Below are 25,386 nucleotides of genomic sequence, written 5' to 3' on the forward strand. Positions count from 1 at the left end.
CGGCCGTCAGCGGTTCCTGACCACGATGCAGGAGCCGCCGATGCTGCGCAGGCTCTGGCAGATCTGGCCTGCTTCGCTGCGGTCGTCGGCGCCGATGCGCACGGCATAGATGCCACGTCGGCCGATTGGCGTACGCACCCGACTTACGACAGGATCATGCGACGACAGCAGCTTCGGAAATCGTCCCTCGAGCCGCTGCCACTGCCTGATCGCCGCCGCGCGGCGGAAATTGCCGGCGACCTGGATGCCCCAGGGTTTCACATGCACGCTGGCCATGGCGACTGTCTGGGACATGATCACCTTCAGGTTCTGGCAGGCGGCGGCAAAAGACATGTTGGGATCGAGCGGCCGGTTCGTGCCGACATGGGCCTTGTCGGCAAAATTGTCGGCCGGCTCGCCCATGATGTCGAGCACATAGTCCTCGGTTTCGAGCGGCAGGAAGCCGCCTGACGACAGCCAGCGCGCGACGCGGTTCTCGCCGGCATTGTAGGCAGCGGCGGCCAGGCCAAGATTGCCGAAGCCGGATTTGAGCTCGCCGAGATAGCGCGCCGACGCCGGGATCGCCTGCTCCATGTCGAACGGATTGGCGAGGCCGCGCATCGCGGCGGTACCGGGCATGAACTGGGCAATGCCTTCCGCACCTGCCGGGCTCACCGCATTCGGATCGAAACGGCTCTCCTTCCAGATCAGTCTTGCGAAGAACTCGCTGGGCAGGCCGTGGCGTCGGGCATGGGTGTCGATGAGCTCGCAGACGCGCGCGGCATGGGTCTTCTTCGGCGACCGTGGCGGATCGGCCAATGCAGGCAGGCACATGGCAAGCGAGACGAGGAAAGCCAGAGCTGCCCTCGACAGGTTGCGCATCCCTATTCGGCTGCCGCCTGGCCGCGGCCGAAACGCTGCTCGATATAATCGGCAACCATCTTTTCGAAATCCGCAGCGATCGCTGGACCGCGCAGCGTCGCGGCCTTCTTGCCGTCGATGAACACAGGCGCCGTCGGCGTCTCGCCGGTGCCAGGCAACGAGATGCCGATGTCGGCATGCTTGGATTCGCCCGGACCATTGACGATGCAGCCCATCACCGCAACCTTCAGCATTTCGACGCCGGGATACTTCTCGCGCCAGACCGGCATGTTCTTGCGCAGATCGTCCTGGATGTTCTGGGCCAGCTCCTGGAACACGGTCGAGGTGGTGCGGCCGCAACCCGGGCATGCGGCAACGATCGGCACGAACTGGCGGAAGCCCATCGTCTGCAGCAGCTCCTGCGACACCTGGACTTCCCTGGTGCGGTCGCCATTGGGCTCAGGCGTCAGCGAGATGCGGATGGTGTCGCCGATGCCCTGCTGCAACAGGATGCCCATCGCCGCCGACGAGGCGACGATGCCTTTCGAGCCCATGCCTGCTTCGGTCAGGCCGAGATGCAGCGCGTGGTTGGAGCGAGCGGCGAGCATTGTGTAGACGGCGATCAGGTCCTGGACGCCGCTGACCTTGGCCGAAAGGATGATGTTTTCACGCGGCAGGCCGATTTCTTCGGCGAGATCCGCCGAGATCAGCGCCGACTGCACGATCGCCTCGTGCATGACCTGGCTGGCGGTGAGCGGCGAGCCGTTCGCCTGGTTCTCGTCCATCAGCCGGGTCAGCAAATCCTGGTCGAGCGAGCCCCAGTTGACGCCGATGCGCACAGGCTTGTCGTGGCGGATCGCCATCTCGACGATGTCGGCAAACTGCTTGTCCTTCTTCTCCTTGAACCCGACATTGCCCGGATTGATGCGGTACTTGGCCAGCGCCTCAGCACAAGCGGGATGGTCGGCAAGCAGCTTGTGGCCGATGTAATGGAAATCGCCGACCAAAGGCACGTTGATGCCAAGGCGGGCGAGACGGTCGCGGATATGCGGAACGGCGGCGGCACTTTCGTCGCGGTCGACGGTGATGCGCACGATTTCGGACCCGGCGCGATGAAGCGCTGCGACCTGGGCGACGGTCTTGTCGATGTCGGCCGTATCGGTGTTGGTCATCGACTGCACGACGACGGGTGCTTCGCCACCAACGATCACGCCGCCGACGCTGACGCCGACCGACTTGCGGCGGGCAAATGGGGACGAAAAATAGCCGGTCATCGACGGCCTTCTTGAAGCTCGAGGTATCCGCGCCTGAGGTGGCGCGCGCTGCGCGCGATGTCAATATCGCAGGTGGTCGCGCCCGCCAAGGGCGGCGTTAACCTGGCAGCAAGCGGAGATGAACAACGGCGTCCAATGCTGTAGTGTGGACCCACATCCATGGGGGATTTCATGGCAGCATCGCTCCGCAGTCCCGTCTTGCCGCTTGTCGCCCTGTCAGCACTGCTAGTTTGCGCCCAAGCCCGCACCCAGGCAATCGAACCCGGCAAGGAGGGTGTACTCGCCAATTTCATCCCCCCTGAAGCCGGCGCACGCGCCTGTTTCGGCCGGATCTACGACGAAGCGCATCTCAAGGCGCATCCGAAGCAGCAGGTGACGGAAATGCAGTTCCGCATCGCCTACTACATTCACGAGCCGGACGCGTTTTACCCCAAGGGCCAGCGCAACTATTATTTCGAGGTCCTGGCCAGACTGCGCGGCCACAAGCAGGCGAAGCCGCTCAGCGCGATGGGCGAATGCAGCCCCAGCGACGACGGCAAGTCGATCTTCTGCGGCGTCGATTGCGACGGCGGCGGCGTGATGGTCAAACGCAGCGTCGGCGGCAAGATAGTGGTCGATCTCGAGGCGCTTGGCCGACTGCGTATGACATCGGATTGCGGCGAGGACGAAGAAGGCGGGGTCGAGTTGTTGTCCGGCGCCGACGACAAGCGCTTCCTGCTGTCGAAGCAGGCCTCATCCGAGTGCCCGGCCTACGACGACTGGTAGGAAAAACTCGGTCCTCACCCCACAATTTCACGAAACTGTGCGACAGCGGTGCTTCTTTTGCGCCGCACAGCACGTATATGTTGCATCGCACCATAAAGATTCCCGAAGGATTTTCCTGCATGACCGCGACCAGGACCGCCATCGTCACCGGCTCGACCTCCGGCATCGGCCTCGCCATCGCCGAGGCTTTTGCCCGCGACGGCATGAACGTCGTCATCAACTCCTTTTCCGATACGCCGGCCGACCATGCCATCGCCGAACGGCTGTCGAAGGAACACAAGGCCGAGGTCGTCTACATCAACGCCGACATGTCCAAGGCGGCCGAATGCCGGGCGCTGGTCGCCAGGGCCGCCGAGGAATTCGGTACCGTCGACGTTCTGGTCAACAATGCCGGCATCCAGCATGTCGCCCCGGTCGAGGACTTCCCTACAGAGAAGTGGGACGCCATCATCGCCATCAACCTGACGTCGGCGTTCCACACCACCGCGGCCGCGATCCCGCTGATGAAGAAGGCCGGCAGCGGCCGCATCATCAACATCGCCTCGGCCCATGGCCTGGTAGCCTCGGCCTACAAGTCTGCCTATGTCTCGGCCAAGCATGGCATTATGGGCCTGACCAAGACGGTGGCGCTGGAACTGGCGCAGTACAAGATCACCTGCAACGCCATCTGCCCCGGCTATGTGCTGACCCCACTGGTCGAGGCGCAGATCCCCGACCAGATGAAGGCGCACAACATGGACCGCGAGACGGTGATCCGCGAGGTCATGCTCGACCGCCAGCCGACCAAGGAATTCGTCACCGTCGAGCAGATCGCAGCGACTGCCGTCTTCCTCGCCTCCCCGGCGGCAAGCCAGATCAACGGCACCCACATCTCGGTCGATGGCGGCTGGACGGCTCAGTAACGCTCCGCCAGGCGGACGAACCCCGACACAAAGGACAATGACGCCATGACTGGAAACGGCACGGCGGAGGAGAACAAGCCGATCAACGTGGCGCTGCAGGGTGGAGGTTCGCACGGAGCCTTCTCCTGGGGCGTGCTCGATCGCCTGCTGGAGGACGGCCGGCTCGACATCAGGGCCATCTCCGGCACCAGCGCCGGCGCGATGAACGCGGTGGCGTTGGCCGACGGCTGGGTCCGCGGCGGTGCCGAGGGAGCACGCGCCAAGCTCGCTGGGTTCTGGCGGGCAGTCGCACGAAAGGGACGCTTCAGCCCGGTGCAGCGTTCGCCATGGGACGTGCTGTGGGGCAATTGGTCGATCGAGAACACCCCCGGCTACATCTGGTTCGACACCATGTCGCGGGTGCTGTCGCCCTATGTCGCCAATCCCCTGAACCTCAACCCGCTGCGGGACGTCGTCGCCGAGGAGATCGACTTCGCCAATGTCCGCGCCTGCAAGGACATCGACCTGTTCATCTCGGCGACCAATGTCGAGACCGGACAGTTGCGTGTGTTCAGCGACGGCGAGATCGACCTCGACACGGTGATGGCCTCGGCCTGTCTGCCACAGATCTTCCAGGCCGTCGAGATCAATGGCGTGCCCTATTGGGACGGCGGCTATGGCGGCAATCCAGCGATCTATCCGTTCTTCAAGGCCAATGAAACGGACGACGTCCTGCTCGTCCAGATCAACCCCGTCATCCGCGAACAGACGCCGAAGACGGCCAACGAAATCCAGAACCGCATCGACGAGATCACCTTCAATGCCGGCCTGCTGCGCGAATTCCGCGCCATCGCCTTCATCAAGGAGCTGATCGCAGCAGGCCGCCTGCCTCATGGTGAGTTCCGCGACATCCGCATGCACCGCATCGACGCCGACGAGGCGTTCAAGGATCTTTCAGCGTCGTCGAAGGTAAATGCCGAGTGGGCGTTCCTCGAATACTTGCGCGACCTTGGCCGCACGGCGGCCAGCGACTGGCTCGAGGACAACTTTGATTCGGTGGGCACGAAGGCCACGCTCGACCTATCCGGGCAGCTCGACGACGGCTTCAAGCCGCTGCATGGCCCCTCGGTCGGGCGCCGCGTCCGCGAGTTTCTGGCCACCAGAACCAAGCCAGCTGCCGTTCGCCAGCACAACTAACCCGCGAAAATCCGCCATTGGGGACAAGCAACCACGGCGTGCTGACACCTCCTGCCAGTTTTGTCAGGATGATGTTTCCATTCTTTTTTATCACTATTTTGTAATCTTCATTTGATGTAGAAGACGCCCTTCCGCCGCTTTGCCCCCGCGGCGGATTGAATGCGGTATTGCGCGCCACCATATCGGGGCGACGCGCCAGGCAAGATGGCGGTAGCCGCAACCGTCCTTAACGGATAACGACAATGTCGAAGATTAGGTTCCATAAGCTTGCAGCCTTGGTCGTGCTCGTGGCATTCGCCGCGTGGATGGGCACTGGCGAATTCTCTTCGGTGGGCAGCGCTCAGACTCAACCCGACAAAAAACCTGCCCAGGCCGCAGAACAACCAAAGGCGCCGCTGCGCACTGTCATGGTTGTCGCGCCGCCACGCGTCGAACACGCCCGCGCCATCCGCATTTCCGGCCAGACCGAAGCAGAAAAGCGCGCAACGCTTGCCACTCGTGCGGCCGGCATCATTGCCGAACTGCCGGTCAAGCAGGGCGACCACATCAAGCAGGGTGACCTGATCCTGATGCTCGACGCCGAAGAGAAGGCCGCAGCCGTCGAAACGGCAAAGGCGGTGCTGTCGCAGCGCAAAGCCGAATGGGAAGCAGCGCAGAAGCTCACCAAGGCAGGCTCTGCAGCCAAGCTGACCGGCGACATTGCATGGTCCAACTACCAGACCGCACAGTCGCAGCTCCAGGCATCCGAAGCCGAGCTGTCGCGCAACCAGGTCAAGGCTCCGTTCAACGGCGTCGTCGATCGTGTTTCTGTGGAGCTCGGCTCCTCGGTCGCGCAAGGCGGCGAGGTTGCCACGATCCTGAGTCTCGATCCGATCCTCGCCAAGGGCGAGATCAGCGAGCGCGACCTGCGCTACGTCAAGATCGGCGATGAGGCCGATGTCAGCCTGATCAACGGCGAAGTGGTCAAGGGCAAGGTTCGCTATATCAGCCGCGACGCCACCGCCAAGACCCGCACCTTCCCGATCGAGATCGCGGTCCCCAACGAGGACAATGCCATCCCGGCCGGCATGACCGCTGAAATCACCGTGCGCGCCAACCCGACCGACGCGGTGGTGTTGCCCCGTTCGGTGGTGACGCTCGGCCAGAACGGCGACCTCGGCATCCGCGCCATCGACGCGGCGTCGAAGGTGGTCTTCTTCCCGATCGACCTGGTCGACGACACCCAGAAGGGTCTCGTCCTCGGTGGCATCCCAGCTGACGCGAAGGTCATCATCGCCGGCCAGGACCTCGTCAAGGAAGGCGACGAAGTGCAGGCCCAGGTCGCCGACGAGGCGGCCCTCAAGAAACTCGCTGAAAGCGCAGCCGGGACGCAGTAAAAATGGATATCGTCAGCCTTGCGATCCGCAATGCGCGACTGACCCTTTCGGTCTTGCTCTTCCTGGTCATCGCGGGGGCGCTTGCCTACCGCGCCGTGCCCAAGGAAGCCGAGCCGGACGTCGCCATTCCGATCATGTATGTCAGCCTGGTGTACAACGGCATTTCGCCTGAAGACGCCGAACGACTGTTGCTGCGCCCTGTCGAATCTCAGCTCAAGAGCCTGAAGGGGCTCAAGGAGATGAAGTCGAACGCCTATCAGGGCGGCGCCAACGTCGTCGTCGAATTCGATCCGTCGGTCGATTTGGGCGACGCGTTGATCGACACGCGCAACAAGGTGCAGGACGCCAAGCGCGACCTCCCCGCGGGCGTCGAAGAACCGACAGTCAACGAGGTGAATCTGTCCGAATTCCCGGTCGTGTTCATCACGCTGTCCGGCGACATTCCGGAACGCGCTCTGACCGCCGCCGCCAAAGACCTGCGCGACCGCATCGAAGAGGTGCCCGGCGTGCTCGAGGCCGAGATCCAGGGATCTCGCGACGAGCTCGTCGAGGCGATCGTCGATCCGGTAAAGCTGTCTTCCTATGGCCTGCAGCTCGACCAGCTCATCCAGGGCGTCGGCGCATCGAACAGTCTCGTCGCCGCCGGTACCATCGAGGGAGCGGAAGGCAAATACGCGGTGAAGGTGCCGTCGCTGATCGAAACGCCGGAGGACGTCGCAAACCTGCCTGTCGTGGCCGGCCCGAACGCTGTCGTCCGAGTTCGCGACGTCGCCACCGTGCGTTCGACCTTCAAGGACGCCGAGACGATCGCCCGCATCGACGGCAGGCCGGCGATCACGCTGGCGGTCAAGAAGCGCATCGGCGCCAATGTCGTCGAGACCATCGAAGGCTCGAAGAAGGTTGCCGAAGAGTTCGTGGCAAAGAGCAAACAGGCGCTGCCCGACCTGCAGGTGACCTACACCCAGGACAAATCGGTTTTCGTCAACCAGCTGCTGAACGACCTGCAGAACCACGTGATGATTGCCGTCATCCTGGTCTTCATCGTCATTCTCTATGCGCTTTCGGGGCGCGCCTCGATGCTGATCGGACTGGCGATCCCGTCTTCGTTCCTGATCGGCATCCTGCTGCTTGCCTTGATGGGCTACACGATCAACATGATCGTGCTGTTCTCGCTCATTCTGGCGGTTGGCATGCTTGTCGACGATGCGATCATCGTCACCGAATATGCCGAGCGCCGCATGTCGGAAGGCATGCCGAAGGCGCAGGCGTTCGAGGAAGCCGCCAAACGCATGGCCGGACCGGTCATTGCGGCGACCCTGACCCGCATCGCGGCGTTTTCGCCGCTGCTGTTCTGGCCAGGCATCGTCGGCGACTTCATGAAGTACCTGCCGATCACGTTGATCGTCACGCTCGCCGCCTCGATGGCCTATGCGTTGATTTTTGCCCCGGCGATCGGCGCAATCATCGGCAAGGCGCCGCTTCATGGCGAGGAAGAAAACCGCGACGGCCTCTACATGGCGATCGTCAAGAAGGCCGTGGCCTTCCCGATCACCGCCATCGTCCTGACGCTGATGCTGCTGGGCGGCGGCCTCTATTCCTACGTCAAGTTCGGCAATGGCGTGGAGTTCTTCCCCTCGGTCGAGCCGGACTACGGCCTGCTTTACGTCCACGCCCGCGGCAACCTCTCGCTTGAGGAAATGGACGCCGCAACACGCATCGCCGAACAGCGCATCATCGGCTGGCCCGGCATCAAGTCGGTACTGACCAAGGTCGGCAAGACACGCGGCGGCGAGGACGTTCCGGAAGACGTCATCGGTGTCATCAACTATGAGTTCATCGACTGGCGCGAGCGCGAATCCGCGCACAAGATCCTCGAAGACCTGCGTGTCGCGATGTCCGGCATTCCGGGCGTCGATGTCGAGGTGCGCGTTCCGGACGCCGGCCCGCCGACCGGCAAGGCCATCCAGGTGCAGCTTTCGGCGACGGACCCGACCGGGCTCAACGACTATGCCAAGCTGGTGGCCGCGACCGTGGCCAAGGTTCCCGGCGTCATCGACCTTTCCGATGGCCTGCCGCCCCCCGGGGTCGACTGGGCGCTTGAGGTCGATCGCTCCAAGGCCGCGCAGTTCGGCATCAGCCCGACCTCTGTCGGAACGGTGGTTCAGCTCGTGACCACGGGCCTGAAACTGACCGACTACCGGCCCGCGGGCACGGACGACGCCGTCGACATCAGGCTGCGTCTGCCGGAGGACCGACGCACGCTGTCGGCGCTCGACGAGTTGCGCATCGAAACGGCACAAGGGTCTGTGCCTATCTCCAACTTCGTCTCACGCAAGCCGGAGCGGACCGCTGGCGTCCTGAAACGTATCGACAGCAAGCGCACCATCACCATCCAGGCCAATGTGGCAGGCGGCTTCCAGGTCGCCGAAGTTCAGGCTGCGGTCGCCAAGGCCGTTGGTGAGATTGCCAAGCCGGGCGTCGACTGGAAGCTCGCCGGGTCGAACGAAGACAGCGCGGAGGCAGCTGCCTTCCTCAGCAATGCGTTCGGCGCCGCGATCTTCCTGATCTTCATCGTGCTTCTGGCGCAGTTCAACAAGTTCACCAGCGTGCTCTTGGTGTTGTCCTGCGTCGTCATGGCGGTGATCGGTGCGCTGCTCGGCATGTTGCTGACCGGTCAGACCTTCGTCATCGTCATGTCGGGCATCGGCTTCATCGCACTGGCCGGCGTGGTGGTGAACAACAACATCGTGCTGATCGACACCTATGATCGGCTGCGCGATGAAGGTTGGAACAAGCTCGACGCGGTGCTGCAGACCTGCCGCGAACGCGCGCGGCCCGTGGTACTGACCGCACTGTCGGCCATCCTTGGCGTCATGCCGATCGCCTTCGGCCTCGGCCTGGAGATCTTCCACCACGAGACGACGATCAACGCCCCGTCGACGCAGTGGTGGATCGCGCTCTCCTCGGCGATCGTCTTCGGCCTGTCGTTCGCCACCGTGCTGACACTGGTGGTGACGCCGGCGATGCTGATGGTGTTCACCCGCGAGAAACGCAAGCCCGGCCAGCGTGGCTGGTTCAGCAAGCTTCTCCACCGGAAGGACAAGGTCGAGGCTAGCGCCACCCCGGCGCCTGGCCCCGACGAACCTGCTGTCGCCTTCCCCAAGGCAGCGGAATAGACTGACCAAGCAAGACCCCATGAAAGGCCGCCCAGGAACAACCGGGCGGCCTTTTGCGTTGCTGCCTCGATGAACCCCAAGAATCCGAGGCATGAACAATGACGATTTCAACCCTGCTCATCATCATCCTGATCCTGATCCTGCTCGGCGCGGTGCCGGCCTGGCCGCACTCGCGCGGATGGGGATATGGCCCATCGGGCATCGTCGGCATCCTGCTCGTGGTGCTCTTGGTGTTGATGCTGATGGGGCGGATCTGACCGTCAGCGGACCAGCCGGCTAAGGCGACTGGAGCAAGCCTGCGCAGGTCGCCAGCCCCTTGCGGTAATCGTGCCGGGCCGGGACGCCCCGGTCCGCAACGCATGCTGGACATCGGTGACATAAGCATTGAAGTCGGACGACGCCTCAAGGCAGACGCCGTACTTTCTGTAGGGGTTGGCGGCCCCGCCCACATCCATGGCCTTCAAAGCCCAGGCCTTCTCCCGCTAGACGAGCCTCTCGATGTCGGCGGCAGTCTGGGCGGCGTCGTCCACCTTCTCGATCAGGCTTTCAAGCACGGCCGACTGGGCGGAGATCGTGTCGGCCACGGCCGGCGCCGTTGCAAGCTGCGAGCAACAAGGCGATACCGGTCAACGCGCTCATCCAACGCAACTATCTCATGCACAGTCACGGCTGGAAGCTGAAAGGCTTCAGGCGGCCGACTTGAGTCTGGAAGGGAGCAAGTCAAGATCGTCGAGCGCGCCCTTCACCGCCTCGTCCAGCGGCGTGTGCGGGATCTCGCCGATGGCGGCTCCCAGCCGCATCGAGACGAGGCGATGCGGTTCGAAGCGCAGATAGGACATCGATACGATCGCCTTCCACATCGGCACGAACGGGCTACCGGCGCGCAGCACCCACCACGGCATGCTGGCGAGCTTGAGCTTGCGGCCTGTCACACGCCCCATTGCCGCCTTGATCTCCAGGTCGGTCAGGGAGTGGCCCGGGAGATTGAAGCTTTCATAGGCGCCGAGAGACTCTCGCCTGTCGGCCAGCGCCACAAACGTTCTGGCGAGATCGGGCAGATAGGCCCAGGCATGAACGAGATCCACGGGGCCAGGCGCGGTGTAGACGCCCTTGGCCAGCTTGGAGGCGATGATCAGGTCGAACCAGGAGCCCGTGCCCTTGCCGCCAAAGAAGTCGCCGGCCCTGAGCAACACAGTCCGAACCCGGCCGGCATCGGCCTCGTTCCGGTACAGCTCTTCTTGCTCTGCGCGGATGCGGCCCTTGTCGGTCGTCGGTCGCTGCGGCGTGTCCTCTGATATGACGGCAGGCATCGGCGAGCCGAAGTTGTAGACGGTACCGGCAACCATGTGCAGCGCGCCATTGGCGTGGCAGGCAGCCATGACGTTTTCGGCCATCGGCAGCACCGAGCTCCAGTCGGTGTAGACGGGACTCAGGCCGTTGAAGACGATGTCCATGCCACGTGTGGCAGCGACAAGCGACTGCCGGTCGAGCGCGTCGGCGGCGAACGCTTCGGCGCCAGCAAGCTCAGCCGGCAGCGTCCCGTCGCGGGTGATGGCCCTCACCTGGTATCCCGCGTCGAGAAAGGCCTTGGCGACGGCGCGGCCAAGCCGGCCGCGGCCACCCAATATTGCGATCTTGGTCATGTCGGTCACTCCTGTTGTGTGACCGCAATGTCGTTCATTCATTTCGGGAAATAAATTGACTGGAAATGGCAACCTGATATTCGTTTTTGTATAGATGCCTGAGCTCGACTGGAACCTCATCCGAAGCTTCGTCGCGGTTGCCGAAACCGGCAGCCTGTCGGCCGCGGCGCGCAAACTGGGCTCCAGCCAGCCGACCCTGGGTCGCCATATCGCCGAGCTCGAGCACGTACTCGACGTCACGCTGTTTCGGCGCGGCCGCCAGGGTTATGTGCTGACCGAGGCCGGTAGCCTGCTGTTCGAGCGGGGCCGTGCCGTCAGCGAACAGGCAACATCATTCGCGCGACTCGCTTTGGGCGCGGTGGAAGCGATCGAAGGCACGGTCCGGATCGCGGCGAGCGAGATGGTTGCCACCCATGTCCTGCCTGTGATGCTGGCACGTCTCGGAATGGAAGAGCCGGGCATCGAGGTCGAGGTCGTCGCGTCCAACCAAGTCGAGAATCTTCTGCGCCGCGACGCCGACATCGCGATCCGCATGGTGCAGCCGGCCCAGAACGAGCTGGTGGCCCGCAAGGTCACCGACATCGTGCTACGGATGTGCGCTGCTACAACCTATCTCAACCGCCGCGGCCGGCTGGGGCATCCGGAGGATCTGCAGCAGCATGACCTGATCGGGTTCGACCGCAGCGACGAGATGATCCGCGGCCTCGAACGCTTTTACCCCGGGATGACGCGGCATGCCTTCCGCTTCCGCTCCGACAACCACATCGTGCTCTGGGAGGCCGTGCGGGCCGGCAACGGCGTGGGTATCGGCCAGTTGCCGCTGATCCACCGCGAGTCGGGGCTGGAGGTCGTCCTGCCTGACCTGCCGCTGCCTGTACTGCCGGTCTGGCTCGCCATGCATCGCGACGTGCGCGCAAGCGTACGTATCCGTCGCGTCGTCGACTTCCTGCATGTAGAGCTGAAGCGTTATTCCGCCGGCGCCGCTTGAGTCATTGCCCTGAAGTCGGCATGGCGGGCGAGCCCGGCCATGACGGATACCACGACCTGCAGGCCGGACAAGGTGACGAAAACAGGCGCAAAGCCCGTATGGCCGGCGACGAAGCCGATCGCCGACGGCGCCACCAGTATGCCTGAATAACCCATCGTGGTGACCACGCTCATGCCGATGTTCGGCACCACGCCGGGCTGGTTTCCGGCGGCGGAGAAGGCGATCGGCACCATGTTGGCGACGCCCAGCCCGCACATGGCGAAGGCGGCGATGGCGATCCAGGGATTGGGCGCAAGGCCTGCAGCCAGCATGCCGGCAGCGGCGACCAGTGCCGAGACGCGCAGGGTGTTGACCGCACCGAAGCGGTTGCGGACACCATCACCCAGGAACCGCATCAGTGCCATGATGCCGGAGAAGGCGGCAAAGGCGAAACCGGCGGTAGCGATGTCGGCGCCAAGTTCCTGCTTGAGGTAGAGCGCCGCCCAGTCGAGCACCGCACCTTCCGGGATCATCGAAAACAGCGCCATGACACCGACGAGATAAATGGCCGCCAGGCGCGGCATACGGAAATGCCGATGCTCATGCGCCACCGGCTTGTCCTCGATCAGATAGCGCAGGGCAAAGGCGGTCATGGCCGCTGCAACGAGCGTGACGAACAAGGCATGCGGCAGATGCCCGAACTGCTGGATGATGATGCCGCCAAGCCCGCCGCCGACGAAGCCGCCAAGGCTCCAGAAGCCGTGCGACGACGACATGATAGCGCGCGACAGCCGCTTTTCCACCGCAACGGCATTGGCGTTCATGGCGACATCCATGGCGCCCGCCGTGGCGCCGAAGATGTACATCGTCACCGCAGTCAGCCAGACATTGGGCGCCAAGGCTACCATCAGCAGTGCAAAGACCAGAATCCAGGCGAAGCCGATGACAACAGGGCGTGAGCCGCGCTTGGTCATCAGGTAACCGGAGAACGGCATCGCCGTCAGCGCGCCGATGCCGAAACCAAGGATCAACAGGCCGAGCACGAACTCGCTGATGCCGAGCCGGGTGACCAGCAACGGAATCTGCGGCGCCCAGCTTCCGGTCATGAAGCCGTTCATGAAAAATGCTGCTGCGACAGCCCATCGGGCCGAAGCGTTGGCGGGTGTCGGGGTGGCGTCTTTGATGCTCATCGAGCGCGACTCCTAACATAGCTGCCTGGCAGCTGAAATCGATTTCAACCTGCCGTGATCGTCGGATTCAAAAAGTGACCGCCAAGCTCGACAGGTCCCGGTGTCGCCACCGCATTTCAAGGCGACTGCTGATTTTTAAATCGATTTAGAAGCCAGTCAAGTCAGCTTCCATGGCAAGCATTGGGCCAGGACGGTAACAAAGGTTAACGATTGCCCGAATTCCGTCGAATAGCTGGGCTAGCAAGGAAGCTTGGAAACTGCGGCGGGACGGGCAACACACTCCACGTTCGCAATCGTTTCGATACATTGCATGCCAAATCGGGTTGGGGGTCGGCTTCGGCATGTCGCCGGGCTGTACCAGTGTGGAGTCTTGTACCATGAATACCCCCGCCTTCCGGCTTGCCGGGATATCAAGCGGCCTCGCCGCCCGTCTGCCCCGGCTGCATCTGTCGAAGCTCGAAATCGGCTTGCTTGGCGCAGCTGCGACGCTGGCGATCGCCATCGTCGCATTCGGGCTCACCGGCAGCGACAAGCCGGACCCGATAGAAACCGCAGCCGTCCTGCCCCCGCGCCTCGAAACCAAGAACCCCGGCACGGAAATCCCCGCCGAGACAGCCAAGCCGATCGCATCGGCCACCGGTCAGACAGCAGCCGCTCCGGTTCCGGCAGTGCCAGCGCCAACACAGGCCCCGCTCCTGTCAGCCCTGGCCTCGGCACCCGCAACCAGCCATTTCGAAAAGCCCCAGGCGACGGCAGCTGCCGGCCCGGACGAGCGAGGCGAGACGGCCACAACGCCATTGACCACGGCCGCCGACCAGGCGCCCGATCCAGCGCCGACCACGGTCATTCCAACGGAAGGATTGCGCGGCTCGATCGACGTCCAGGTGGCGGAGACGGAAACGGAGGTGGCGATGCTCGAGCAGCAGACCGGCATGATAGACGGCGAGACCGGTAATGTTGCCCAGGCGACGACCGGTCCGCTGCCGGAGTTGCGCCCGGCAAAGGTGGTGAAATACGCCAATTTGCGTGACGGACCTGCCGACGAGGCCAAGGTGATCGTCGTCGTTCCGGCCAATGCCGAGATCGAGGCCGAGGTCGACTGCAACTGGTGCACGGTCGTCTACAAAGGCCAGCGCGGCTACATGTATAAAAACCTGATCCGCCGCACCGTGGCGGAAGAAGCAAAGGCAGGTCAGGGGCTGTTCTGAGCCCCCGACCCTGAGCGAGATCAGCCGTAGACGACCAAAAGGTCCTTGGCGTCGATCTGGTCGCCGGCACGCACCAGCACCTCGGCGATGGTGCCGTCGCGTTCGGCATGCAGTGCCGTTTCCATCTTCATGGCTTCGATCGACAGCAGCACGTCGCCGGCCTTGATCGGCTGGCCGGCTGAGACGGCGAGCGTCGAGACGACACCCGGCATCGGCGCACCGACATGGGCGTCGTTGCCCGCCTCGGCCTTGCGCCGTGCCTTGGAGGCGGATGCGCCATGGGCACGGTCCGGCACCTTGACGCGGCGCGGCTGGCCGTTGAGTTCGAAGAACACCGTCACCATGCCCTTCTCGTCGACGTCGCCGACAGCGAGGCAACGGATGACCAGCGTCTTGCCCTTTTCGATATCGACGAAAACCTCGTCCTCCGGCTTCATGCCGTAGAAATAGACCGGCGTCGGCAGCACGCTGACCGGACCGTAGGTGTCCTGGGCGCCGACGAAGTCGGTGAACACCTTCGGGTACATCAGCCAGGAGGCAAACTCGTCCTCGGACAGCTTGCGCCCGAGCTTGCTCTCGATTTCCTTGCGGTTGGCCTTGAGATCGGCCGGCTTGAGCAGCGAACCGGGGCGCGTGGTGATCGGTGTCTCGCCCTTCAGCACCTTTTTCTGCAGTGCCGCCGGCCAGCCGCCCGGCGACTGGCCGAGATCGCCGCGCAGCATCGACACCACCGAGTCCGGGAAGGCAATGTCCTTGGCCGGGTTCTCGACGTCGGCGACGGTCAGCTCCTGGCTGACCATCATCAGTGCCATGTCGCCGACGACCTTGGACGACGGCGTCACCTTGACGATGTCGCCGAACATCAGGTTGACGTCGTGATAAGCCTGCGCCACCTCGTGCCAGCGGGTCTCGAGGCCGAGCGAGCGGGCCTGTTCCTTCAGGTTGGTGAACTGGCCACCCGGCATCTCATGCAGATAGACCTCCGAAGCGGGTCCCTTCAGGTCGCTCTCGAAGGCGGCATACTGGTTGCGCACGGCTTCCCAGTAGAACGAGATGCGGCGGATCCATTCGGGCGCCAGGCCCGGGTCGCGATCCGAACCACGCAGTGCCTCGACGATCGAGCCCAGGCACGGCTGCGAGGTGTTGCCTGAGAAGGCATCCATGGCCGCGTCGATGGCATCGACGCCGCTTTCGACCGCCGCCAGCACGGTTGCCGCCGACAGGCCCGACGTGTCGTGGGTGTGGAAATGGATCGGCAGGTCGGTGGCCTCACGCAGCGCCTTGAACAGCACGCGCGCCGCAGCCGGCTTGAGCAGGCCCGCCATGTCCTTGACGGCGATGATGTGCGCGCCGGCCGCTTCCAGCTCCTTGGCGAGGCCGACATAATACTTCAGGTCGTACTTCGCCCTGTTCGGGTCGAGGATGTCACCGGTGTAGCAGATCGCCGCTTCGCAGAGCTTGCCCTCGGCACCGACCGCATCCATCGACACGCGCATGTTCTCGACCCAGTTGAGGCAGTCGAAGACGCGGAACAGGTCGACGCCACCTGATGCAGCCTGGCGAACGAAATGCTGGACGACGTTGTCGGGATAGTTGGTGTAGCCGACGCCGTTGGCGCCGCGCAGCAGCATCTGCAGCAGGATGTTGGGCGCCGCCTGACGGACTTTCGATAGCCGCTCCCACGGGTCTTCGGTCAGGAAGCGCATGGCGACGTCGAAGGTGGCACCGCCCCAGCATTCGAGCGACAGCAGCTGCGGCAGCGCGCGCGCATAGGTACCGGCAATCTTGGCGATGTCATGGGTGCGCACCCGCGTCGCCAGAAGCGACTGGTGGCCGTCACGCATCGTCGTGTCGGTGATCAGTACCTGCTTCTGCGCCCGCATCCAGGCCGCGAACTTCTCCGGGCCAAGCTGGTCGAGCATCTGCCTGGTGCCGTCGGGGATCGGGCCAGTGAACCACGGCACGACGGGTGCTGCGGCCTCTGGATTGGGCGCGGCGCGGCCACGCGTCTCCGGGTGGCCGTTGACGGTGACGTCGGCGAGGTAGTTGAGCAGCTTGGTGGCGCGGTCCTGGCGCTTGACCTGCGCGAACAGCTCGGGCGTCGAGTCGATGAACCTGGTGGTGTAGGAATTATCGCGGAACGACGGGTGCGTGATGATCGCTTCGAGGAAGGTCAGGTTGGTCGCCACGCCGCGAATGCGGAACTCGCGCAGCGCCCGATGCATGCGCGCGATCGCCTCGACCGGGTTCGGCGCCCAGGCGGTGACCTTTTCCAGCAGCGGATCGTAGAAACGGGTGATGACCGCGCCTGAATAGGCCGTGCCGCCGTCGAGGCGGATGCCGAAACCGGTGGCGCCGCGATAGGCGGTGATGCGGCCATAGTCGGGAATAAAGTTCTGCTCCGGGTCCTCGGTCGTGATGCGGCACTGCAAGGCATGGCCGTTGAGGCGGATGTCTGCCTGGACGGGCACGCCCGATTCCGGCGTGCCTATGGCGAAGCCGTCGAGGATGTGGATCTGTGCCTTGACGATGTCGATGCCGGTCACCTGCTCGGTGACGGTATGTTCAACCTGGATGCGCGGGTTGACCTCGATGAAGTAGAACTTGCCGGTGTCGGCATCCTGCAGGAACTCGACAGTGCCCGCGCCGATATAGGCGGTGTCGCGGGCGAGCTTGAGGGCATAACCGCACAGCTCCTGGCGCAGCTCCTCGCTGAGGTAAGGTGCTGGTGCGCGCTCGACGACCTTCTGGTTGCGGCGCTGGATCGAGCAGTCGCGCTCGAACAGGTGCACGGCGTTGCCATGGGTGTCACCCAGCACCTGCACCTCGACGTGGCGAGCGCGTTCGATCAGCTTTTCAAGATAGACCTCGTCCTTGCCGAACGCCGCCTTGGCCTCGCGCTTGCCTTCGGTCACCTCGCGGATAAGGTCGGCCTCGCTGCGGATGGCGCGCATGCCACGACCGCCGCCACCCCATGAGGCCTTGAGCATGACGGGATAGCCAACCTCGGCGGCGAGCCTCTTCACCTCGTCCATGTCGTCGGGCAGAGGGTCGGTCGCCGGGATCACCGGCACACCGACTTCAATGGCAAGGTTGCGCGCCGCCACCTTGTTGCCAAGCCGGCGCATGGTCTCGGGCTTCGGCCCGATGAAGGTGATGCCATTGGCAGCACAGGCGTCAGCGAACTCGGGGCTCTCCGACAACAGACCATAGCCGGGATGGATGGCATCGGCACCCGACAGCCTGGCGACGCGGATGATCTCCTCGATCGACAGGTAGCTTTCGATCGGTCCCATGTCCTTGGTGAGATGGGGACCACGGCCGACCTGGTAGCTTTCGTCGGCCTTGAAGCGATGCAGCGAATATTTGTCCTCTTCGGCCCAGATCGCCACGGTTTTGAGCCCCAGCTCATTGGCCGCGCGGAAGACGCGGATGGCGATTTCGGATCGGTTGGCGACGAGGATCTTGCTGATCGGCACGAATACGCTCCAGGGAACCGGATATTTAAGAGGCGGCGAATGATTAGCGGGAAAATGCTGCGGTGCAACCGAAAACACACATTGCTAAATCGATTTAATTTCCGTTGGGTCAGACCGGCATTTTTCCACGGCACAAAAAAATGCCCGACGCTTTCGCGCCGGGCATCTCACATCAGCAGACCCTGCTGAAATTACTTCTGCGGCTTGTAGGTGTACTTGCCGTCGTCGCCCTTCACCCATTCATACATGATGTAGCCGGGCAGCTTCGGGTCGCCCTTCTCGTCGAAGCCCATGTCGCCAAGCACGGTCGGGAAGGTGTTCGCCTTCATTGCCTTCGCCACTTCCTGCGGATCGACCGAACCGGCCTTCTTGGCAGCTTCGGCGATGACCTGCATCGCTGCGTAGGAGTAGAGGGTGTAAGCCTCGGGGTTGAAGCCGGCGGCACGGAACTTTTCGACCAGCGCGTTGTTCGTCGGGTTCAGCGTCGGATCGGGACCGAAGGTGTTGAGGGTACCGGCAACAGCGTCGCCAGCGATCGAGGCGAGTTCGTTCGAGACGATGCCATCGCCCGAAACCAGCTTCGCCTTGAGGCCCTGGTCAGCCGTCTGGCGGATGATCAGGCCGGCTTCGGTGTGTAGGCCGCCCCAATAGATGATGGTGACGCCGGCTTCCTTCATCTTGCCGATGAGTGCCGAGAAATCCTTGTCGCCGATGTTGACGCCTTCGTACATGACCTCGGTCAGGCCGGCAGCGTTCATCGCCTTCTTGGTTTCGTCAGCCAGACCCTGGCCGTAAGGCGTCTTGTCGTGGATCACCGCGATCTTGGCGTCCTTGAACTTCTCAGCCAGATATGCACCGGCGATGGCGCCCTGCTGGTCGTCACGGCCGCAGGTGCGGAAGGTGTTCCACAGGCCGCGCTCGGTGAACTGCGGGTTGGTCGCAGCCGGGGTGATTTCGAGGATGCCGTTCTCGGCGTAGACTTCCGAAGCCGGAATCGAGACGCCCGAGTTGAAGTGACCGACCACGAACTTGACGCCGTCAGCGACGAACTTGTTGGCGACCGAGATGCCCTGCTTCGGATCGGAAACGTCGTCGCCGACAACCAGCTTGATCTGCTCGCCGTTGATGCCGCCCGCGGCGTTGATGTCGGCAACCGCCTGCTCGGCGCCCTTCTGGAGCTGCGCTCCGAAGGCTGCGTTCGGGCCGGTGATCGGGCCAGCGACGCCAACAATGATATCGGCCCATGCGCTGCCGCTGAACGCCACAAGCGCGGTCAGTGCAACAGCCGACAAAAGTGACTTTTTCATTGAAACACTCCCATTAGTTGAGTGGGCGTGGATGTTCTTTCATGCGATGCCCACCCATATCGCAGAAAGGTGAGTTTGCCGATTTTCCGGCAGTTGTCACGCCGATTCATTGGCGAATCGGCGCGTTAGAACCCCCTCAAGACTTGGCGCGCCAAGAAAGCGGCGAGGCCTTTTCATAGAGCCAGTGATATTGCTTCACCATCTGATTGGTGCGGGTGTATTTGTAACCAAGCGTTGCAAAAACCAGCAATATGACGGTGTCGACGATATAGTACTGCAGCGAGAACATGGTGCCCTCGAACAGCGCGTGGTGGATGAAGCGTACGCCGAGCCCAAGCCCCAGAATGTACAACACGAGCAGCGCGTAGCTGCGCCAGGTCTGGGCACAGGCGCGTCCGGTCATCCAGGCCGCCCATCCACCCAGCAGGCAGCTGACGAACAGGAACTGCCAGATCGAGGCTTCCTCGTAGAGAATGCCGTGCATGATGGTGTCTCCTAGTGACGGCCGCCTTCGAGATAGGCTGCGCGAACCTCGGGATCGGCGAGCAGATCCTTGCCGGTGCCGCTCATCGTGACGACGCCGTTGACCATGACGTAGCCGCGCGTCGCCAGCTTGAGCGCGCCGAAGGCGTTCTGCTCGACAAGGAACACGGTCAGCCCTTGGGTGCGGTTGAGCTCGCGGATGGCGTCGAAGATCTGCTTCACGATCAGCGGCGCCAGACCGAGCGAAGGCTCGTCGAGCAGCAGCAGCTTGGGTCGAGCCATCAGCGCGCGGCCGATCGACAGCATCTGCTGCTCTCCGCCGGAAAGCGTGCCGCCGCGCTGGCCGATGCGCTCCTTGAGACGTGGAAACAGCGTGAACACCTTCTCGACGTCCTCATCATAGTATTTGAGGTTGTCGAGGCTTGCGCCCATCTGAAGATTTTCCATCACCGTCATGCGCGGGAAGATGCGCCGGCCCTCGGGCGATTGCGCGATGCGCAACCTCGCGATCTCGTGCGTCGGCATGTCGGTGATGTCGGTTCCGGCGAAGGTGATGGTGCCGCGGCGCGCCCTTGGCGTACCGAAGATGGTCATCATCAGCGTTGACTTGCCAGCGCCGTTGGCGCCGATCAGCGCGACGATCTCGCCTTCATTGACAGCGACGTCGACGCCGCTGAGGGCGCGGATGTTGCCGTAGTAGGTCTCGACACCTTTGATGTCGAGCAAGGTCTTAGCCGTCACTTGCCACCTCCGCGCTTGGCTTTCGCCGGCTTGGCCGCTTCACGCGCCAGCGCCTTGGCCTGCCCCACCCAGTCTTCCCGTTCGATGCGGCCGTCAAAGGCGAGATAGGCCTCGGCCGCCGCGATGTCCGACTTCTTCCACGCCGCCACCTGGTCGAAATGGAAGATACCGTGCTCGTTGAGCTTCTTTTCGTTGACCGGCCCGATGCCCTTGATCGCGATGAGCCGGTCGGCAACGCCGCCACGCGGAGCGGCAAGTACGTTGGAGATGGTCTTCGGAGCTGAGGGCTTCGCGGCGGCAGGTTTGGACGCCGCCGGCTTGGCGGCAGTCGGTTTGGGCGTTGACGCCGCAGGTTTGGCAGCCGGCTTGGCCGCAGCCTTCGCAGCCGGCTTGGCGGGCGCCTTTGTCGCAGCCGTTGATGACGGTTTTGCTGGCGTCTTCGTTTCGGCTTTGGCGACCGCTGGCTTGGCAGCCGGGGCAGGCTTGGCGCTGCCCTTTGGTGCCGGCGTGGCCGTGACTGCAGACTTTACGACCTTTGCTGTCTTGGTAGCAGGATTCGCGGCTGGTGTCGCCCTGGCAGCCGGTTTCGCCGGCGGCGTGGCCGTGCTGGTCGACTTCGCAGCGTTCGTGGCTTTGGCAACCGGCTTGGCCGATACAGCGGCTGGCTTGGCTGCCGGAGCAGCCTTCGCCGGGGCCTTGGTCGTTGTCTTGGCAGCAGCCTTCGGCGCATCCCCCCTGGCGACTTGCTTTGCAGGTGCCGGCGCTGCCTTGGCCGCGGGCTTGACCGCCTCTTTCACGACCGCAGGCCTGCTTGCCCTGGCCGCAGGCTTCGTCTCAGCCTTTGCCGCTAACTTGGCAGCAACAGCAGCGGATGCCTTGCCGGCTGCCGCCTTGGGCGCAGGCTTGACCGGCGCAGACATCAACCCCGCGGCTGGTGCAGCCGCAGGCTTGGCCTTCGTCGCCTTTCCGGCGGGAGCCATCTGGCTTGCAGACGCGGCGGCTGCCCTTGCAGCCTGCACTTCAACCTGACTGGCTTTCGATGCGCCCTTGGAGACCGAGACGACTTCGCCATGATCATCGCTGTGGCCAATGGTGTCGCTCACCGGTCCGGCCATCATCGACGAAGACGAACCAGGTCCATGGGCCGGATCCGGCATGCCTTCGAGCTCTTCGATGACCTGCTCGTCGCCAACCTCGACCAGAACGTTGGATACCTCTTCGTCGTCGACGCCGAGATAGGCGGCAATGACCTTCGGATCCGTCCTGACCGACATCGGGTCGCCATCGGAAATCTTGCGGCCGTATTCCAGCACCACGACGTGGTCGGAAATCTGCATGACCACCGACATGTCGTGCTCGATGAGCAGGATCGACGTGCCGGTGTTGTCCTTGATGTCGTTGAGCAGCGTATTGAGTGCCAGCGACTCTTTAGGGTTGAGGCCGGCCGCCGGTTCGTCGAGGCAAAGCAGCTCTGGTCCGGTACACATGGCGCGCGCAATCTCGAGGCGGCGTTGTGCGCCATAGGGAAGGTCGCCCGCCGGATCGTCGGCACGGTCGAGCAGTTCGGCCTTTTCGAGCCAATGCTTGGCAAGCTCGACTGATTCAGCCGACGCCCTGCGGTAGCCGCCAAGGCCGACCAGGCCCATGACGGTAAATCCGGAGGCCTTCATCAGCTTGTTGTGCTGGGCAACCAGAAGATTCTCGAGCAGCGTCATGCCCGAAAACAGCCGGATGTTCTGGAAGGTACGCGCGACCTTGGCCTTGGCCGTGATCTGGAAGTCCGGCATGCGCTCGAGCAGGAATTCCCCGCCTTCGCGGCCGTTGAACCGGATCATGCCTTCGGTCGGCTTGTAGAAGCCCGTAATGCAGTTGAAGACCGTGGTCTTGCCGGCACCGTTCGGGCCGATCAGCGCGGTGATTTCCCCGCGCTTGGCCTCAAAGGACAGGTCGCCGATGGCGACAAGGCCACCGAATTTCATCGACAGATGCTCGACCTGCAGGATCGGCTTGCTCATGGATGCGCTCGCGTTCATCAGCCGTGTCCTTCCTTGGTGAAGGAACTGGAGACAGCTTTTCGTTCATGCAGGAAGGCCGTGGGTTCGCGGCTGCCGACGAAACCTCGCGGCTTCCACAGCATCACGATGACCATCGCCATGCCAAACAGCAGCATGCGGTAAAGCTCAGGCGTGAAGTCCGGCCCGAAAACGTGCTTGAGGAACTCCATCTCGCGCAGGATCTCGGTGCCGCCGATCATCACCGCGGCCGCGACCGCGATGCCGACCAGCGACCCCATGCCGCCGAGCACCACGATAGCCAGGATGATCGCCGATTCCAGGAAGACGAAGGATTCAGGCGACACGAAGCCCTGGCGCGCGGCGAAGAACGAGCCGGCGAAACCGCCGAACATGGCGCCTGTCGCAAAGGCGGTGAGCTTAGTGGTGGTGGTGTTGATGCCGAGCGAACGGCAGGCGATCTCGTCCTCGCGCAGCGCTTCCCAGGCGCGGCCGACCGGCATGCGGCGCAGGCGTATGGTGACGAAGGCAGTCAGCAGCGCCAGGCCAAGGATGAGGTAGTAGAGGAAGATCTTGTAGTAGGCGCCGGACTGGGCGATGCCGAGCACCTTGGCGATGTAGTTGGGATCGGAGACGTTGAACGACATCAGCCCGAAGAAGCTGACCTTCGGGATGCCGGAGATGCCGGCAGCACCGTTGGTGACTTCGCGCCAGTTGATCAGCACGAGGCGGATGATCTCACCAAAGGCGAGCGTGACGATCGCCAGATAGTCGCCTCGAAGCCGCAGAACCGGGAAGCCGAGGATGACGCCCCAGAAGGCGGCCATGATGCCGGCCACCGGCAGCAGGATCCAGAACGACCAGCCGAGCTGCGTTGCCAAAAGCGCGTAGGCATAGGCGCCGACGGCGTAGAAAGCGACGTAGCCGAGATCGAGCAGCCCGGCGAGACCGACGACGATGTTCAGGCCCCAGGCCAGCATGACGTAGATCAGGATCTGGATGCCGAAATTGTCGACCCACTTGAGCGAACCCTGGAAGCCGCCAGCCATCGAACCCGTCAAGAGCGCCAGGATCAGGACGACAACGATTGGATAGGCGATCAGGACGCCGACGCCGAGGGCCGAAAAGTGGTTATGGATGAAGGCGCGGAAGTAGAACAGCACCGAGGCCAGCGCATAGATGATCGCCAGCGCGCGGAAGAAGCGCAGGTAACCAGCCAGGCCGGAACCGAAAATCCCGTCAAGCGAGCCGGCGAACAACAGAAGCACCGCCGCGACGACCAGCGCCCCAATGAAGTAGGGCAAGCGGAAGAACCGCGTCGCCACGCTGTCTGGCAGCAGCCCGCTGGCGACATCGACGATCTTCTGTCGCGCCATGAATGGCTGCGCATAGGCGACGTAGAGGAAGCGGCCGAGCATGACCAGACCGACGACGATGGTAAGCAGGCCCCAGCGCGGAACGAGGACCAGTTCGTTGCTGATGTTCTGGTCGGTCTTGAGGCCGATGAAGAGGAAGAAAAGGCCAAACGCGATGATACCCGCATAGAAGGCCTCGCGAAGGCCGTGCTGCAATGGGCTGGCGGTCTCTTCGCGTGAAGCTTGGGCGATATTGGCCATGTTGTCAGACCTTCTCGACTTCGGGCCGGCCAAGGATGCCGGAGGGCAGGAAGATGAGCACGATGGCGAGGATCGAGAACGCTGCAACGTCCTTGTAGTCGATCGAGAAGTAGGCCGACCACATGCTTTCGATGAAGCCGATCATCAGGCCGCCAATGACAGCTCCCGGCAACGAGCCGATGCCGCCAAGCACCGCCGCCGTGAAGGCTTTGACCCCGGGCACGAAACCGTCGGAGAAGGCAACGACACCGTAATACATGAGGAACAGGGTACCGGCGACGGCGGCAAGGGCTGCACCCATGATGAAGGTGATGGAGATGGTGCGGTCGACGTCGATGCCGAGCAAAGCTGCCATCTTGCGGTCCTGCTCGCAGGCACGCTGGGCGCGGCCGAGCGAGGTCTTGTTGACGAGGTACCAGAACAAAGCGAGCAGCAGGGCGGTGACCACGACGATGATGATCTGCTTCAGCGAAATCGAGATGCCGCCGATATCGTAGACCTGGCTGACCATTGGCGGGATCGGCTTGTTGCGCGGACCCTGGGTGACCTGAACGAAATTGGACAGCGCGATCGACATGCCGATGGCGGTGATCAGCGGCGCTAGGCGGAACGATCCGCGCAGCGGCCGATAGGCCACCTTTTCGATCGTCCAGTTGTAGAGGCTGGTCAGGAGCATCGCCACGACCATCATGATCAGCAGGGCGATGACGACCGGCACCGAATAGAACATGGCGCCCAGGATCAGGAACACGATCAGGGCTGTAAACGCCCCGAGCATGAAGATGTCGCCATGGGCGAAATTGATCATGCCGATGATGCCGTAGACCATCGTATAGCCGATCGCGATCAGGCCATAGATGGACCCCAGCGTCAGCCCATTGACCAGCTGCTGGACGAAATATTGCATATGGATGCGGCTCCCCTGGAATGTCGCGCGATGCACGCATTCCTTTTGATATTTCCCCTAGTCCTAAAGTTTCGAGCCTGGATTGCAACGTGATTCTTCAACCCGTTGCGGCTTGCCGGACAGCGTTTTCCGCCGCCTCTGTTTTTTGTTGTCCAGGCCCTGGACTATCGCGAAACCTATCATTGGCTCAACGCAATGTCTTTGCCGTTTCCGGTGATTTTGCGCGCCATTATCGAAGAATGTAGCGCCAAGATACGTAACAGCAACAGGTTCTTGCGTCTTGCCGATGGTCTCTTTCCTATGAATGTCTAGACATATTGGCTG

The 25,386-nt window shown here is 63.1% G+C and carries 18 protein-coding genes and 2 pseudogenes; 8 read left to right on the plus strand and 12 right to left on the minus strand.

All coding sequences use genetic code 11. The annotated features are described in order from the left end of the window. Positions 1-6: 6 nt before the first annotated feature. The gene (locus HNQ95_RS14065; RefSeq protein WP_182574274.1) at positions 7-861 is read right to left on the minus strand and encodes a transglycosylase SLT domain-containing protein; all 855 of its coding nucleotides are present in this window, start codon (positions 859-861) and stop codon (positions 7-9) included. A 2-nt stretch (positions 862-863) separates the two neighbouring features. Beyond that, positions 864-2,114 (minus strand): flavodoxin-dependent (E)-4-hydroxy-3-methylbut-2-enyl-diphosphate synthase, encoded by a 1,251-nt coding sequence (gene ispG, locus HNQ95_RS14070; protein ID WP_182574273.1) that lies wholly within the window; start codon positions 2,112-2,114, stop codon positions 864-866. 171 nt (positions 2,115-2,285) lie between these two features. Here ispG and HNQ95_RS14075 point away from each other — a divergent pair, with 171 nt between their 5' ends. The 6 genes from HNQ95_RS14075 (at position 2,286) to HNQ95_RS14100 (ending at position 9,766) form a co-directional block, all read left to right on the plus strand. Next, complete coding sequence (locus HNQ95_RS14075; protein WP_182574272.1) at positions 2,286-2,879, plus strand: hypothetical protein; 594 nt, start codon at positions 2,286-2,288, stop codon at positions 2,877-2,879. 119 nt (positions 2,880-2,998) lie between these two features. Continuing rightward, the gene (locus tag HNQ95_RS14080; protein ID WP_182574271.1) at positions 2,999-3,781 is read left to right on the plus strand and encodes a 3-hydroxybutyrate dehydrogenase; all 783 of its coding nucleotides are present in this window, start codon (positions 2,999-3,001) and stop codon (positions 3,779-3,781) included. Between the two features lie 45 nt (positions 3,782-3,826). Further along, a complete protein-coding gene (locus tag HNQ95_RS14085; RefSeq protein ID WP_067956662.1) occupies positions 3,827-4,957 on the plus strand; it encodes a patatin-like phospholipase family protein in 1,131 nt (376 codons plus the stop codon). A gap of 242 nt (positions 4,958-5,199) precedes the next feature. Next, complete coding sequence (locus HNQ95_RS14090) at positions 5,200-6,333, plus strand: efflux RND transporter periplasmic adaptor subunit (protein ID WP_182574270.1); 1,134 nt, start codon at positions 5,200-5,202, stop codon at positions 6,331-6,333. 2 nt (positions 6,334-6,335) lie between these two features. Further along, positions 6,336-9,509, plus strand: a complete 3,174-nt coding sequence (locus HNQ95_RS14095) for an efflux RND transporter permease subunit (protein WP_182574269.1) — start codon at positions 6,336-6,338, stop codon at positions 9,507-9,509. 98 nt (positions 9,510-9,607) lie between these two features. After that, on the plus strand, positions 9,608-9,766 hold the full coding sequence (locus HNQ95_RS14100; RefSeq protein ID WP_083948446.1) for a DUF3309 family protein: 159 nt from the start codon (positions 9,608-9,610) through the stop codon (positions 9,764-9,766). Positions 9,767-10,195: 429 nt separating this feature from the next. Here HNQ95_RS14100 and HNQ95_RS14105 read toward each other — a convergent pair whose 3' ends face one another. Next, the gene (locus HNQ95_RS14105; RefSeq protein WP_154386639.1) at positions 10,196-11,152 is read right to left on the minus strand and encodes an NmrA family NAD(P)-binding protein; all 957 of its coding nucleotides are present in this window, start codon (positions 11,150-11,152) and stop codon (positions 10,196-10,198) included. A 94-nt stretch (positions 11,153-11,246) separates the two neighbouring features. Here HNQ95_RS14105 and HNQ95_RS14110 point away from each other — a divergent pair, with 94 nt between their 5' ends. Continuing rightward, positions 11,247-12,140 carry a LysR family transcriptional regulator gene (locus tag HNQ95_RS14110; RefSeq protein WP_154386640.1) on the plus strand — a complete coding sequence of 298 codons (894 nt, stop codon included), beginning with the start codon at positions 11,247-11,249 and terminating at the stop codon, positions 12,138-12,140. Here the strand turns inward: HNQ95_RS14110 and HNQ95_RS14115 are convergent. Beyond that, on the minus strand, positions 12,119-13,309 hold the full coding sequence (locus HNQ95_RS14115) for an MFS transporter (protein ID WP_182574268.1): 1,191 nt from the start codon (positions 13,307-13,309) through the stop codon (positions 12,119-12,121). The two genes, HNQ95_RS14110 and HNQ95_RS14115, sit on opposite strands and share 22 nt — an antisense overlap. A 377-nt stretch (positions 13,310-13,686) precedes the next feature. On the opposite strand from HNQ95_RS14115, the gene HNQ95_RS14120 reads away from it, so the two are divergent. Further along, positions 13,687-14,517, plus strand: a complete 831-nt coding sequence (locus HNQ95_RS14120) for an SH3 domain-containing protein (protein WP_182574267.1) — start codon at positions 13,687-13,689, stop codon at positions 14,515-14,517. A 20-nt stretch (positions 14,518-14,537) separates the two neighbouring features. Here the strand turns inward: HNQ95_RS14120 and pyc are convergent, their stop codons facing one another. The 8 genes and pseudogenes from pyc to HNQ95_RS14155 all read right to left on the minus strand — a co-directional run bounded on the left by pyc (position 14,538) and on the right by HNQ95_RS14155 (position 25,062). Then, positions 14,538-17,996, minus strand: coding sequence for a pyruvate carboxylase (gene pyc / locus HNQ95_RS14125; RefSeq protein WP_067956648.1), 3,459 nt, complete (start codon positions 17,994-17,996; stop codon positions 14,538-14,540). Between the two features lie 191 nt (positions 17,997-18,187). Beyond that, positions 18,188-19,303 carry a branched-chain amino acid ABC transporter substrate-binding protein gene (locus tag HNQ95_RS14130; protein ID WP_067956644.1) on the minus strand — a complete coding sequence of 372 codons (1,116 nt, stop codon included), beginning with the start codon at positions 19,301-19,303 and terminating at the stop codon, positions 18,188-18,190. Between the two features lie 136 nt (positions 19,304-19,439). Then, positions 19,440-19,787 (minus strand): DUF6867 family protein, encoded by a 348-nt coding sequence (locus HNQ95_RS14135; RefSeq protein ID WP_182574266.1) that lies wholly within the window; start codon positions 19,785-19,787, stop codon positions 19,440-19,442. An 11-nt stretch (positions 19,788-19,798) separates the two neighbouring features. Further along, positions 19,799-20,527, minus strand: a complete 729-nt coding sequence (locus HNQ95_RS14140; RefSeq protein WP_067956640.1) for an ABC transporter ATP-binding protein — start codon at positions 20,525-20,527, stop codon at positions 19,799-19,801. After that, positions 20,524-20,778: pseudogene (locus HNQ95_RS34170) on the minus strand (helix-hairpin-helix domain-containing protein); the annotation flags it as partial. The pseudogene HNQ95_RS34170 and the gene HNQ95_RS14140, both read right to left, overlap by 4 nt. 915 nt (positions 20,779-21,693) lie before the next feature. Next, a pseudogene (locus HNQ95_RS34175) lies at positions 21,694-22,560 on the minus strand (ABC transporter ATP-binding protein); the annotation flags it as partial. Next, the gene (gene livM / locus HNQ95_RS14150; RefSeq protein ID WP_067956637.1) at positions 22,560-24,155 is read right to left on the minus strand and encodes a high-affinity branched-chain amino acid ABC transporter permease LivM; all 1,596 of its coding nucleotides are present in this window, start codon (positions 24,153-24,155) and stop codon (positions 22,560-22,562) included. The pseudogene HNQ95_RS34175 and the gene livM, both read right to left, overlap by 1 nt. 4 nt (positions 24,156-24,159) lie before the next feature. Continuing rightward, positions 24,160-25,062: a branched-chain amino acid ABC transporter permease gene (locus tag HNQ95_RS14155; RefSeq protein ID WP_067956635.1), complete on the minus strand. Its 903-nt coding sequence runs from the start codon at positions 25,060-25,062 to the stop codon at positions 24,160-24,162. Positions 25,063-25,386: the final 324 nt, after the last annotated feature.

The sequence above is a fragment of the Aminobacter ciceronei genome (assembly GCF_014138625.1).
In the GTDB taxonomy this organism is placed as follows: Bacteria; Pseudomonadota; Alphaproteobacteria; order Rhizobiales; family Rhizobiaceae; genus Aminobacter; species Aminobacter ciceronei.